Source organism: Lachnospiraceae bacterium oral taxon 096 (genome assembly GCA_018141845.1).
Classification (GTDB): domain Bacteria; phylum Bacillota; class Clostridia; order Lachnospirales; family Lachnospiraceae; genus F0428.
On record CP073340.1, the window covers coordinates 937,108 to 951,471 of the forward strand.

Here is a 14,364-nt window from a genome sequence, read left to right on the forward strand (position 1 = left end):
AGATAGGAGAAATGTGATGAGAAAGAAATCAATGGTAGCACTTGCCTTGGTGGCAACAGTCGTAGCAACTACAGGTTGTGCTGGAAAAAAAGAAAGTAGTTCAGCAACCACTTCTTCTGCAGTGACAACCACAGCAGAAGAAACAACAAAAAAGCAAGAAGTGAGCACAGCAGAGACGGCCGCTTCGGATACTGTTCAAAGTCCAAGCTCAGATGCAGCTCAGAATGGGGAGTCCAAAGGAAAGGAAGCGACTTCACAGCAGGAAACAACCAAACAGCAGGCGGCAAATGATACAAATACTGCTGATGCTGAACCAGTGCAGGAGGAGGCCGCAGTCAATGAGGATGTAGAAGTCTTGGCAGATATTCCGGATGAAGTTCCATTGGCTGCATTTACAAAGACAGCAGAGACAGGTTATGTCACGGCAAATCGTGTCAATATTCGTCAACAGCCAAGCCTTTCAGGAAAAAAGATGAGTAGCGTCAATGTAGGAACAAAACTTCGCATTACAGGAAAGGCTGATGGTTGGACACAGGTAGAAGTGAATGGAAAGACAGGATATGTCTTTGCAAAGTATATTTCTTCCACTCAACCACAGCAGACACAATCACAGCAGGCGGCACCACAAAATGCACAGAATACGCAAAATACAGCAAAAGTCAATGCACAGGGAGACATTGGTCTTGATATGTCTTGGAAGTATGCGAATCAGTCAGCCATTCACTCAGGAAGTGCAAAGCTCTATAAAGCATCAGCCAATCGAAAGGGCATTACCATTGCGGTAAATGCAGGTCACGGAACAAAGGGAGGAGAGTCAAAAAAGACCCTCAGCCATCCAGATGGATCTCCAAAGTCCACAGGTGGAACCAATGGAAAGGGTGCTGTAAAGTCAATTGCTGTGTCCTCAGGTATGACATTTAATGATGGAACTACAGAGGCAGCAGCGACATTAAAGATGGCACAGGCACTAAAGACAGAGCTATTAAATCGTGGCTACGATGTAGTGATGATTCGAGATGGTGCCGATGTCCAACTTGACAACATTGCAAGAACGGTTATTGCCAACAACACTTCCAATGCCCATATTGCGTTGCATTGGGATAGCACAGGCAATGACAAGGGGGCATTTTACATGAAGGTACCAAGCACTCCTTCCTATAAGGCGATGGAGCCAGTGGCTTCTCATTGGAAACAGCATGATGCCTTAGGCAGTGCACTTGTCGGTGGATTGAAGGGTGTGGGCGTAAAGATTTTCTCAGGTGGAAGTATGGAAATGGATTTGACACAGACTTCCTATTCGACCATTCCATCGGTGGATATTGAGCTTGGTGACAAGGCGTCAGATCATTCAGATGCAACCATTCAGAAATTAGCAAAGGGATTGGCTGATGGTGTCGGAGCATATTTTGGAAAATAAGTTCGTTCAGTAGGAAAATATAGATGGTGGTTTTGGGAATGGATTTGGGCTCGACGAGTACGAAGTATGTAGTGATGGATGAAAATCAGATTTTGTATAAACATCGCTATCCGACTGGTTGGAGCAGCAAGGAGGCAGCAGATTTTGTAAAGAAGTACCTCAAAGAGCATGGTTTTGACCCAGAAATTTGCAAATGTGTCTCCACAGGATATGGAAGAATGAATGTGCCCTATGCAGATAAGAAAGTGACGGAAATTACCTGTCACGCCAAGGGAGCAGAGTATTTATTTCAAAGGACGGATGCTGCTATTATTGACATTGGAGGGCAGGACACAAAGGTGATTGTCTTAGAAGATGGTATGGTCAGAGATTTTGTGATGAATGATAAATGTTCTGCGGGTACGGGGCGATTTTTAGAGGTAATGGCCAATGCCATGGGCTATGATCCAGCTTCACTTTGCGAATTGGCTAAGCAGGGAAAAGATGTGAAAATTAGTTCGATGTGTACAGTTTTTGCTGAGTCTGAGGTCATTGGTCTGGCAGGTGCAGGAACACCAAAGGCGGATATTGCCTATGGCATTGTGGAGTCTATCACAGAAAAAGTAGCGGCACAGTGTCGAAATATTCCGCCTACAGCAGAGGTTTACTTGACTGGTGGGCTATGTGGTTGTCCTTATATTTTGGAGTCTTTATCAAAGAAACTAAATACAAAGGTGAGAACCCACGAAGATGCAATGTATGCTGGAGCTATTGGTGCAGCAATATTTGCAGCAAAGCTAAAATAAAGGATGTTCAAGGGGAGAACTTTCGAGTGCAAGAGACTGGAAAGTTCTCCTTCTCTTTATTTATGAATTGCTCGCGGTATTTTCTGGCACATAGCAACCCTGAAAAAGATCGCGAATTTGTTGCTTCATTGCATCGCTTGTGTAGGCGGCGAGAAGATCCTTTGTCCATGAAGCATCCTTGTTGTCTGAGGTAACCACAAAGCCGACACCGTAGTCAGTGAGATCCGTGCTTGTACAAACTTCTGTTTTCTGGTCGATGTTGTTGCTAATTTGAAACATTTTGGCAGTGCAAATAAAATCGACATTTGGCATATTCTGGGTGAGCTGAGCGATATTGGCGGTTGTAAATTGAATGTTTTTTGGATTTTCTGTGATATCAAGTATTGTGGGACTTAAGACATCACCTTTTAATTTGATTAGACCTTGTTGCTCAAGGAGTCTAAGGGCACGAGCTAGGTTCGCACTGTCTTCGGGAATACAGGCCTTGGCATTTTGTGGAATATCGTTGATGCTGTGATATTTGTCGGAATACATACCAAAGACAGTGTAGTGAATATAGGGTTCAAGCATGACTAAATTTTGTTTTTGGGATTGATTGTAGGCATCAATTTCAGGTTGATGTTGATACAAGGAGGCATCAATTTCGCCTTGAATCGTTGCTTGATTCATTGCCAAAGCATCATCTAAAACTTTGACATTGACTTTGTACCCCATTGACTCTAAATCTTTGATCGCCACGGAGTTATTTACTTCATCATAATTAAAACGTACACATCCAAGGGTTAGATCCCTTTTTTCTCTATTTTTTGCGTTTCTTTGCCCTAGACCACATCCAATCAGGAGGGAGGCAGAGACAATCCCAAGTAATGCAAATATTTTTTTCATTTATTGTCCTCCATTGTATATATTTCAAGTATTTACTTATATCATAGCATAAAGTGATGGGGCAAAAAAGGTTATAGATAATTTTAATAATTTTTGTGGTGTATTTAAAAATATAATAAGCATTTTTAACAAAGGACATTGACGAGAGAGGTGAAAATTATATAAAATAGTCATAGTTATTCTTTGAGAAAGAGGGAGGAATTGAATATGGAGTATCAATTGCCAAAAAATTTTGATGAGTTTTCGGAGACGAGAAAGAAAAGTTTTGTCCGTGCAAAGGAATTTAAGGAGAAGGGAGGAAGACTGGTTGGTTATCTTTGTACCTATACGCCACTGGAAGTCTTTGATGCTGCGAAAGTCGCTGCAGTTTCTCTGTGTGGAATGAGTGAAGATTCTATTCCTTCAGCTGAATTAAAGCTTCCAAAGAATTTATGTCCATTAATTAAGTCGACCTATGGATTTGCCTATTCGGATACCTGCCCATATACCTATTTTTCAGATATGGTGGTGGGGGAGACGACTTGCGATGGAAAGAAAAAGATGTACGAAAAGCTCAACGACATCAAAGAAACCTATGTGCTCAGACTTCCACAGGGAAAGGATCGGGAATATTTTTGGGATGATTGGCATCACGAGGTCAAGCTCCTTATTAAAAAGCTAGAGGATAAGTATGGTGTTGAGATTACCAATGAGGATTTGAGAAAAGCGGCGATAAAAAGAAATCATTGGCGCAATGTAATGAATGAGTACTTTGAGTTACAGGCCGCACAGGGATCTCCATTGAAGGGAACGGAGGTTTCGTATACCCTGCTTCAAAATACATTTTCTTTTGACTTAGATGAGCAAATTGTGGGGATGGAGGCAGAAATTGCAAAAATCAAGGAGGAAATGAAAAAACATAAGGTAGATGACCGTGACAAAAAGCGTATTCTGATCACTGGTTGTCCGATCAATGGTGTCATCGACAAAGTCTGCGGTGCAATTGAAGAAAATGGTGGAAAGATTGTGTGCTATGACAATTGTTCAGGAGAGACAGCCACTAGAAATTTAGTTGATGTGGAGGCTGAGGATATGTCAAGAGCTATTGCCGATCGCTATTTGAAAATTCATTGTTCTGTGATGTCTCCAAACACAGACCGAATGGAGGGAACAAAAAAACTGATTGAGCATTATAAGGTAGATGGTGTTGTGGAGGTTGTCTTGCATGCCTGCCATACTTACAATGTGGAATCCGACAATATGCGCGAAATGGTACAAAAGCAGGCACATATTCCATATATTAAGTTGGAAACGGATTATTCCAAGGCCGATACAGGGCAGATTAACACGAGATTGGGTGCATTTATTGAAATGTTGTAAAAATTTTATCAATATTCTAAAGTGTTTGTAAAATCAGAAAAATACATACAAAGATAGCGGACAAATTTTGTGCAAAAAGCCCCTTGTTAAAAAATAAAAATCCATTATACTTTAATTTATAAAGTTTATGAATTATTTATAAATTTGGGGGGATTTATAAATAGGAGGAGGTTTGCATGTTATTGTTTTTAGTTGGACTGGCAATCCTGATCGTGGGAGGATTTTTCTACGGTAAGTTTTGCGAAAAAGTATTTGGTCCAGACGATCGAAAGACACCTGCTGTGGCAAAAGCCGATGGTGTAGATTATGTTGTAATGAAGTCTTGGAAAAATCAGTTGATTGAGCTTTTAAATATCGCTGGTACAGGACCAATTTTTGGACCAATTCAAGGAATCTTGTTTGGACCAATTGCATTTTTGACCATTCCTATTGGTTGTGTGCTTGCAGGTTCTTTGCATGATTACTTTGTCGGAATGATCTCTATGAGAAATGATGGTGCTCAGGTGCCAAAATTGATGAAGAGATATGCAGGAAAGACAACCAATAAGATTTATATGGTTGTTATCTGTGTCTTGATGTTATTGACAGGTGTTGTATTTATCTACACTCCTGGAGATTTGATTGTTCATGATATCTTGGGACTTGATCCTTCAAAGGCATTGGTCGTTGTCTTCATTGTGTACGCTTGTATCTTAGCTTACTATGTTTTGGCAACACTTTTCCCAATCGATGTGATTATCGGTAAGGTTTATCCAATTTTTGGTGCATTCTTAATTCTTTCAGCGATTGGTGTATTTATTGGAACATTGGCCGATGGTGGAAAAGCTCTCCATGCCTTTACAACACAGGCACCAATCCTTGGCGGACTTTTGACCGCACATCCAAGTAAACAGTCCTTTATTCCTGTGTTCTTTGTAACGGTAGCATGTGGTATTCTTTCTGGTTTCCACGGCTCACAGGCAACATTGATTTCAAGAACAGTAAAGAGCGAGTACGAAGGAAAGAAGACTTTCTTCAATATGATGCTTGTTGAAGGATTTATCGCAATGGTTTGGGCAGCAGGTGCAATGGTACTTTTCAATCGACATATTGCCAATCCAGATGCCTACAAGAATGTTATTGGATTTAGTGGTTTGGAAACAGCACCTACATTGATGGTTGGTATTGTTTCTAAGGAGTTTATGGGTAAACTCGGTGGACTCATTGCCATTATCGGTGTTATTGTACTTCCAATTACTTCAGGTGATACAGCATTCCGTTCTCTTCGCTTGATGATTGCAGAGCAGTTTGGCGTAGATCAAAAGTCAGCAATGAAGAGAGTGACATTGTCCATTATCATCTTTATTCCAGCAGTTGCTATTTTGATTTATGCAAAGTTAAATGCTAATGGTTTCAATACCTTATGGCAGTACTTTGGATTTACTAACCAGCTCGTAGCGGTATTTGCATTGTTGATGATTAGTATTTACTTGAAGGGACATGGAAAGAATTATTATCTTTCATTGCTTCCAGGATGCTTCTATACTTTCATTGTAACTAGTTATATCTTCCACAGCGAGAAGCTTGGATTTAGACTTGATAAGTTGTTACATATGGACAAGGTAGCCAATGGATATATTGCATCCTATGTCGTGGGTGTGATTGCCATTATTCTCTTTGTTGCATTGGTTAATCACTTTGCAAAGACAAGGGAAAAAGAAATTGTAGATGATAACTACAAGGAAGAAGCTTAGTTCTTCTTTTGAGCTGTCGCACATAGGTTGTGGCAGCTCCTTCTTTTTTATTGAAATTTAAATTTGACTGTGATAAAATGTCAGGGTAGCTAAGAATAAATTTGGAAATGTATCGAAGAGGCCATAACGAGGCGCACTCGAAATGCGTTTGTCCTTTTATAGGGGCACATGGGTTCGAATCCCATCATTTCCGCTGACAGGACATAGGCGTTCATTTTGCCTGTGTCTTTTTTTATCCGTTGTTATGGGAAATATACAAAAAGACTATGGCTCAATGGGAAAAAGATGGTATGCGAGGTTGAAAAATTGGGCATTTTGCTATATGATTACAAGTAAAACAAAAATTATAACAATCGTAGAAAGAAAAGGCTGGTGATAGGATGGAAGCAAAGATTGTATTGATACCTGGAGATGGTATTGGACCAGAAATTGTGAGAGAGGCAAAAAGAGTTCTCGACCATGTGTCAGAAAAATTTGGTCATCATTTTATATATGAAGAAATTGATATGGGTGGTTGTTCCATTGATAAATTTGGTGTGCCATTGACAGACGAAGCACTGGCAAAGGCCAAGGCGGCGGATGCAGTACTTCTTGGTGCTGTTGGAGGAAATGTGGGCAATTCGGCTTGGTATGATGTAGCACCAAATCTTCGTCCAGAGGCGGGGCTACTGAAAATTCGCAAGGAGCTCGGATTATTTGCCAATTTACGACCTGCTTACTTGTATCAGGAACTTGCACAGGCTTGTCCATTGAGGCCAGAGATTATTGGTGATGGATTTGATATGGTCATTGTGCGAGAGCTCACGGGCGGTCTCTATTTTGGCGATCGCTGGACAAAGAGCATAAATGGTGTAGAAACAGCCTGTGATACTTTAACTTACAATGAGGAAGAGATTCGTCGCATTGCCATCAAGGGATTTGAGACGGCAATGAAGAGAAGAAAAAAATTAGTCAGTGTGGACAAGGCAAATGTCTTAGATTCTTCTCGACTTTGGAGAAGGATTGTGGATGAGGTGGCAAAAGATTACAGGGAAGTGGAAGTTAGCCATATGTTAGTTGACAATTGTGCTATGCAACTTGTCATGAATCCAAAGCAGTTTGATGTCATTTTGACTGAAAATATGTTTGGAGACATCTTGTCGGATGAGGCAAGTATGATTACTGGCTCCATCGGAATGCTCTCCAGTGCAAGTCTCAATGAGACAAAATTTGGTCTCTATGAGCCAAGCCATGGCTCAGCACCAGATATTGCGGGACAAAATATTGCCAATCCTTTGGCAACTATTTTATCAGCAGCAATGCTTCTTCGCTATTCTTTGGATCTTGATGCAGAGGCCAAGGCGATTGAGGATGCAGTGGCTAAGGCCATTGCAGATGGATATCGCACCGGTGACATTTACACCGAGGGAACAAAGAAGGTGACAACAGATCAAATGGGAGATGTTGTGATTCAAAATATTAGGTAGTAGATATAAAAGGGGAAAGAAAATATGATTAGTGATAAGATGAAAAAGGGCATGCAACAGAGCCCTAGCCGCTCACTTTTAAAGGCATTGGGAATGACCAATGAGGAGATTCGAAAGCCAATGATTGGTATTGTCAGCTCCTACAATGAGATTGTTCCAGGACACATGAATATTGACAAGATTGTGGACGCAGTGAGAATGGGAGTTGCAGAGGCAGGAGGTATGCCAGTGGTATTTCCAGCCATTGCGGTTTGTGATGGCATTTCTATGGGGCATATCGGAATGAAGTACTCTCTTGTGACAAGAGATTTGATTTGTGATTCCACAGAATGTATGGCAATGGCTCATCAATTTGATGCTCTTGTTATGATCCCAAATTGTGACAAAAATGTACCAGGTCTTTTGATGGCCGCAGCGAGATTAAATATTCCGACAGTATTTGTCAGTGGAGGTCCAATGCTCGCTGGAAAAGTCAAGGGGCATAAGAAGTCACTCTCTAGTATGTTTGAAGCTGTGGGGGCCTATGCAGCTGGAAAGATGACAGAGGCCGATGTTGAAGAGATGGAGAATAAAGTTTGCCCAACATGTGGCTCTTGTTCAGGTATGTACACGGCCAATTCGATGAACTGCTTGACCGAGGTTTTAGGAATGGGACTTCGTGGAAATGGTACAATCCCAGCAGTTTATTCGGAGAGACTTCGCCTTGCAAAGCAGGCAGGATATGCAGTGATGGATGTACTAGAAAAGAATATTCGTCCAAGGGATATTATGACAGAGGAAGCGTTTAGAAATGCACTTACTATGGATATGGCTCTTGGCTGTTCTACAAATTCTATGCTTCACTTACCAGCTATTGCCCATGAGGCAGGAGTTAAGTTGGATGTCAATATTGCAAATGAAATCAGTGCAAAGACACCAAATTTATGCCATCTTGCACCAGCTGGTCACACTTATATGGAAGATTTAAATGAAGCAGGTGGAATTTACGCTGTAATGAAGGAGATTTCAAAACTTGGTCTCTTACATCTTGATTGTATGACCGTCACAGGAAAGACTGTGGGAGAAAATATTGCTCATGCTGTCAACTTAGATCCAGAGGTTATTCGCCCAGTGGAAAATCCATATTCAAAGACAGGTGGAATTGCGGTGTTGAGAGGAAATATTGCACCAGATTCCTGTGTAGTAAAAAGAAGTGCAGTCGCACCAGAAATGTTGAAGCATTCAGGACCTGCAAGAGTATTTGACTGTGAGGACGATGCCATTGCAGCGATCAAGGGCGGAAAGATTGTGGATGGTGATGTCGTTGTCATTCGCTACGAGGGACCAAAGGGAGGTCCTGGTATGAGAGAGATGTTAAATCCTACTTCGGCCATTGCTGGAATGGGACTTGGATCAACGGTTGCTCTTATCACAGATGGACGCTTTTCGGGTGCAAGCCGTGGAGCATCTATTGGTCATGTGGCACCAGAGGCGGCTGTGGGTGGACCGATTGCATTAATTCAAGAAGGAGATATCATTGACATTGATATCAATGCCAACACAATCAATGCAAGAGTTAGCGATGAAGAATTTGCACAGAGAAAAAAGACTTGGAAGCCAAGAATTAATGAGGCAAAGGGATATTTGGCAAGATATCGCCAATTAGTAACCAGTGCTCCAGAAGGAGCAATCTTGTCTACAGATTTTTGTACAAAGAGCGAATACTAGGAAAGGGGAGGCAAACTATGACACGAAAAAGTGGAGCAGAAATTGTCATTGAATGCCTGAAAGAGCAGGGAGTAGATACCGTATTCGGTTATCCGGGCGGTGCAATCTTAAATATTTATGATGCACTCTATAAGCATCAAGATGAAATTACACATATTTTAACGAGTCATGAGCAGGGAGCTGCACATGCAGCAGATGGATATGCTAGAGCTACAGGAAAGGTTGGCGTTTGTATGGCAACGAGTGGTCCAGGAGCGACTAACTTAGTTACAGGTATTGCAACGGCGTATATGGATTCTATTCCTATGGTAGCCATTACCTGCAATGTGGCAACTTCATTGCTTGGAAAGGACTCCTTTCAAGAGATCGATATTCTTGGTGTGACAATGCCAATCACAAAGTATAATTTTATTGTCAAGGACGGAAATCAACTGGCCGATGTAATTCGAAGAGCTTTTCGGATTGCAGCTAGTGGCCGCCCAGGTCCTGTACTTGTGGACATCACAAAGGATGTGACCGCTGGTGAATTTGACTATGAGTACAAGGAGCCAGAAAAAATTGTACGAACAGAAAAGAAGGTAGATGGCGATACATTGGAAAAGGCGATTGATATGATGCATCAATCTCGCCAGCCATTTATTATTGCAGGTGGCGGATTAATTGCTGCTGATGCATCAGAAGAGATTTGTACCTTTGCTCAAAAATTACAAGCTCCTGTCGCAGAGACATTGATGGGAATGGGTGCATTTGATGGTGCAAATCCATTGGCAACCGGTATGGTTGGAATGCATGGAACAAAGACAAGTAACTTTGGAATTACCGAGGCTGATTTGGTCATTGCCATTGGTGTGCGCTTTTCTGACCGTGTTATTGGAAATTCAAAAAAGTTTGCAAGAAATGCCAAGATTATTCATATTGATATTGATGCGGCAGAGATCAATAAGAATGTCAAAGTCGATTTGAGTATTGTTGGCGATGCAAAGGAAGTGCTCAGAAGAATCAATGCAAGACTTGATCCGATGAATCATGACGAGTGGATTGCTCATATCGAGAGAATGAAGGAGATGTATCCTCTTTCTTATGACCGCTCTCGATTGACTGGACCATATATTGTAGAAACGATTGATCGCTTAACTTCTGATGATGATATTATTGTCACAGAAGTGGGACAGCATCAGATGTGGGCGGCACAGTACTATAAGTACCGAAAGCCAAGAAGATTATTAACTTCTGGTGGTGCGGGTACGATGGGCTATGGACTTGGTGCGGCCATTGGTGCAAAGATGGCCTGCAAGGATAAGGTAGTCATCAATATCGCAGGTGATGGATGTTTTCGAATGAATATGAATGAGATTGCCACAGCGACAAGGTATCATATACCGGTGGTTCAGGTCATCATCAACAACCATGTGCTGGGTATGGTTCGTCAATGGCAGGATCTTTTCTATGGAAAACGATTTTCCAATACCATTTTAAATGATGCCGTGGATTTTGTAAAATTGGCAGAGGCCATGGGAGCAAAGGCCTATAGAGTAGTAAAGAAGGAAGATTTTGAACCAGTGCTTCGAGAAGCGATCGCAATCAATGAACCAGTGGTCATTGATTGTCAAGTGGATTGCGATGATAAGGTATATCCGATGGTATCACCAGGTGCGGCAATTAAGGACACCTTTGATGCCTCAGATTTAGCTTTAGAAAAAAATAAAAAATAGGGAATAAGGAAGGAGCATGGGAAATGGCAAGAGTGTATAATTTTAGTGCGGGACCAGCCGTATTACCAGAAGAAGTTTTACAAGAAGCAGCACAGGAGATGATGGATTATCAAGGTTCAGGAATGTCTGTAATGGAGATGAGTCATCGTTCTAAGGTATATGAGGATATTATCAAGGAGGCCGAGGCAGATATTCGTGACTTGATGGGGATTCCATCAAATTACAAAGTTCTCTTCCTTCAGGGGGGTGGAAACACACAATTTGCGATGATTCCAATGAACTTGATGAAGAATCGAGTTGCCGACTACATTATTACAGGTCAGTGGGCAAAGAAAGCCTTTAAGGAGGCCCAAATTTATGGAGATGTCAAGGCGGTAGCTTCTAGTGAGGACAAGGTATTTTCTTACATCCCAGATTGCTCTGATTTGCCGATTCGAGACAATGCCGATTATGTGTATATTTGTGAGAACAATACAATTTATGGTACAAAGTTTAAGACCTTGCCAAACACAAAGGGAAAGACCTTGGTATCAGATATCTCTTCCTGCTTTTTATCTGAGCCAATCGATGTGAGCAAGTACGGTCTTGTTTGGGGTGGTGTGCAAAAGAATGTAGGACCAGCAGGCGTGACCATTGTCATTATTAGAGAAGATTTAATTACAGAGGACACCTTGCCAGGAACACCAACGATGTTAAAGTATAAAATTCATGCGGACAACAATTCCCTCTACAATACACCACCTTGCTACAATATCTATATCTGTGGTAAAGTGTTTAAGTGGATTAAAAAGATGGGTGGGCTTTCAGCTATGAAAGAGCACAATGAGAAGAAGGCCGCAGTACTCTATGATTTTCTCGACCAGAGTAAGCTCTTTAAGGGAACGGTCAGAAAAGAAGACCGCTCTTTGATGAATGTGCCATTTGTCACTGGAGATAAGGAATTAGATGCAGAGTTTATTAAGGCGGCTGAGGTAGCTGGATTTGTGAACTTGAAGGGACATCGCACTGTTGGTGGAATGCGTGCAAGTATTTATAATGCAATGCCAATCGAAGGTGTGGAGAAGTTAGTTGCTTTTATGAAGGATTTTGAAGCAAAACACGAATAGGATAAGGAGAAGTAAATGAATAAGATTTATTGTCTCAATGCCATTGCAAAAGTTGGCACAGAAGTGTTTGGTGATCGCTATGCTTTGACAGAGAATATAGATGAAGCAACAGGTATTATGGTGCGTTCCGCAGCAATGCACGATATGGAATTTTCTAAGAATCTCTTGGCTATTGCCAGAGCAGGTGCAGGTGTGAACAATATTCCACTTGATCGCTGTGCAGATGAAGGAATTGTTGTGTTTAATACACCAGGAGCTAATGCCAATGGTGTAAAGGAGCTAGTTCTTTGTGGAATGTTGCTTGCAGCAAGAGATATTGTGGGTGGCATCGAGTGGATTCAATCCATTAAGGATTCCGAGACGGTGGCAAAGGATACTGAAAAGGGAAAGAAAAACTTTGCAGGAAGTGAGATTCGAGGAAAGAAATTGGGTGTTATTGGACTGGGGGCAATTGGTTCAGAGGTGGCTAATGCGGCCGCAGCTCTTGGGATGACGGTACTTGGCTATGATCCATTCCTTTCTGTCAATTCTGCTTGGAGACTCTCAAGAAAGATTCAGCATATTACAGATCTAGAAGAGATCTATAAAAACTGTGATTATATCACTGTGCATGTGCCATTGACAGACAAGAATCGTGGAATGATTGGCAAGGATACCATTCCAATGATGAAGGATGGTGTTGTGATTTTAAACTTTGCAAGAGATCTCTTAGTAGATGATGATGCAATGGCACAGGCTTTAGCTAGTGGCAAGGTAAAGAGATACATCACAGATTTCCCAAATCCAAAGTCTGCAAATATGAAGGGCTGCATTGCCATCCCTCATCTCGGCGCTTCCACTGAGGAGAGCGAGGACAACTGTGCAGTGATGGCTGCTGAGGAGTTGCAAGACTATATTGATAATGGAAATATCAAAAATTCGGTTAATTATCCAGCCTGTGATATGGGGGTTTGCACAAGTGTGGCCAGAGTGGCGATTCTCCACAAGAATGTGCCAAATATGATTGGACAGATTACTTCAATATTGGCGTCCTATAACATTAATATTGAAAATATGACCAATAAGAGTAGAGATACTCATGCCTACACCCTTCTTGATTTTGAGACAGAGGTGACGGAAGAATTAAAGGCGGCACTTTCTAATATTGCGGGTGTGTTGAAGGTAAGAGTTGTTAAATAAGGGTGACAATGACAAAGGAAGAATTTTTATATGAGTTAAAGAAGGAATTGTCTGCTCTTGACTCAGCAGAGGCCATGGCCTACAATCTTCGTTATTATAGCGATTATATTGATGCAGAGATAGCAAAGGGCAGAAGTGAGCAGGAAGTTTTGGATGAACTTGGCAATCCAAGATGGTTGGTCAACTCGATTAAGGAGTCGGGGGACTACGGAAGAGTTCAAGACATTATAGAGGGTCCACTAGAAAATGTAAGAAGCAATGATGAAGAAGATAATCAAACAATGCACACAATTCGCATAGAAGGAATGAAGGCAAGAATATTGGGTGTGGCAATACTTGCGATTTTTTTACTTTTTTTGGTCGCAATCTTTTATATTTTAGGAAAGATTTTTGTATTTCTCCTTCCCGTGCTCATTCCTATTTTACTTATTTGTCTGATTTTTGGGTTTATGAAGATTTTGGACAGATAAAAATAAGGAAGACACTTCGCATAAATAGGCGGTTTGCCTAATTGCGAAGTGTTTTTTTTGTGAAAATTTAAAATTTTCCTTGACATATGATTCTAAAGTTCGTATACTTGCATTTGTAACAAATACTTAACATTTAATGGAATTACTTAATGTATTCACTGGAGGACAGATGGTAAAGAAAATAGTGCGAACAACAGCAACAATTCTTATGATTTTCGCTATTGCATTTACGGGGACACAGAAAATACATGCAGCGACAATAATAAGCAAAAAGGTACTGCTAAGTAACACATATGAGTTAAAAGTGTTAAGAGATGATGTCCCAGTGAGGACAAATTCTTCACTTACTGCACAGCCAGTAGCAACGATGGGAAGGGATACAATCTATCCCGTAGTACAGCGTTTAGGTGATGGATGGGTGAAGATTTCGATTAATAATGGGTATGGGTATGTGAGGCTTTCAGACGGAGCAGTAGTATATGAAAAAGTAGCAAAAAATATTAAACTAGAATAGTAGACTGAAATTGATTAGATTAGGATTTTAA

Annotated in this window: 12 protein-coding genes and 1 tRNA gene; 12 read left to right on the plus strand and 1 reads right to left on the minus strand. The window is 41.1% G+C overall.

The annotated features are described in order from the left end of the window. Positions 1-31 precede the first annotated feature (31 nt). The gene (locus tag J5A74_04705) at positions 32-1,417 is read left to right on the plus strand and encodes an N-acetylmuramoyl-L-alanine amidase (protein QUI96823.1); all 1,386 of its coding nucleotides are present in this window, start codon (positions 32-34) and stop codon (positions 1,415-1,417) included. Positions 1,418-1,440: 23 nt separating this feature from the next. Further along, the gene (locus tag J5A74_04710; GenBank protein QUI96607.1) at positions 1,441-2,202 is read left to right on the plus strand and encodes a CoA activase; all 762 of its coding nucleotides are present in this window, start codon (positions 1,441-1,443) and stop codon (positions 2,200-2,202) included. Positions 2,203-2,262: 60 nt separating this feature from the next. On the opposite strand, the gene J5A74_04715 is transcribed toward J5A74_04710, so the two are convergent. After that, entirely contained in the window at positions 2,263-3,087 is an 825-nt protein-coding gene (locus J5A74_04715) for a hypothetical protein (GenBank protein QUI96608.1), read from the minus strand. Between the two features lie 207 nt (positions 3,088-3,294). Between J5A74_04715 and J5A74_04720 the strand changes: the two genes are divergently transcribed. The 10 genes from J5A74_04720 (at position 3,295) to J5A74_04765 (ending at position 14,333) form a co-directional block, all read left to right on the plus strand. Beyond that, positions 3,295-4,446: a 2-hydroxyacyl-CoA dehydratase gene (locus tag J5A74_04720; GenBank protein ID QUI96609.1), complete on the plus strand. Its 1,152-nt coding sequence runs from the start codon at positions 3,295-3,297 to the stop codon at positions 4,444-4,446. 176 nt (positions 4,447-4,622) lie between these two features. Continuing rightward, a complete protein-coding gene (locus J5A74_04725; GenBank protein QUI96610.1) occupies positions 4,623-6,179 on the plus strand; it encodes a carbon starvation protein A in 1,557 nt (518 codons plus the stop codon). Positions 6,180-6,282: 103 nt separating this feature from the next. After that, positions 6,283-6,372 (plus strand) — tRNA-Ser (locus J5A74_04730). A 187-nt stretch (positions 6,373-6,559) separates the two neighbouring features. Continuing rightward, on the plus strand, positions 6,560-7,645 hold the full coding sequence (gene leuB / locus J5A74_04735; protein QUI96611.1) for a 3-isopropylmalate dehydrogenase: 1,086 nt from the start codon (positions 6,560-6,562) through the stop codon (positions 7,643-7,645). Positions 7,646-7,669: 24 nt separating this feature from the next. Further along, on the plus strand, positions 7,670-9,352 hold the full coding sequence (gene ilvD / locus J5A74_04740) for a dihydroxy-acid dehydratase (GenBank protein QUI96612.1): 1,683 nt from the start codon (positions 7,670-7,672) through the stop codon (positions 9,350-9,352). Positions 9,353-9,369: 17 nt separating this feature from the next. Next, positions 9,370-11,064, plus strand: coding sequence for a biosynthetic-type acetolactate synthase large subunit (gene ilvB, locus J5A74_04745; protein QUI96613.1), 1,695 nt, complete (start codon positions 9,370-9,372; stop codon positions 11,062-11,064). A gap of 23 nt (positions 11,065-11,087) precedes the next feature. Next, complete coding sequence (gene serC, locus J5A74_04750; protein ID QUI96614.1) at positions 11,088-12,170, plus strand: 3-phosphoserine/phosphohydroxythreonine transaminase; 1,083 nt, start codon at positions 11,088-11,090, stop codon at positions 12,168-12,170. A 15-nt stretch (positions 12,171-12,185) separates the two neighbouring features. Beyond that, the gene (locus J5A74_04755) at positions 12,186-13,349 is read left to right on the plus strand and encodes a phosphoglycerate dehydrogenase (GenBank protein QUI96615.1); all 1,164 of its coding nucleotides are present in this window, start codon (positions 12,186-12,188) and stop codon (positions 13,347-13,349) included. Between the two features lie 8 nt (positions 13,350-13,357). After that, positions 13,358-13,819 carry a DUF1700 domain-containing protein gene (locus J5A74_04760; protein ID QUI96616.1) on the plus strand — a complete coding sequence of 154 codons (462 nt, stop codon included), beginning with the start codon at positions 13,358-13,360 and terminating at the stop codon, positions 13,817-13,819. 136 nt (positions 13,820-13,955) lie between these two features. Next, positions 13,956-14,333 (plus strand): hypothetical protein, encoded by a 378-nt coding sequence (locus J5A74_04765; GenBank protein QUI96617.1) that lies wholly within the window; start codon positions 13,956-13,958, stop codon positions 14,331-14,333. The last annotated feature ends 31 nt before the right edge of the window (positions 14,334-14,364 follow it).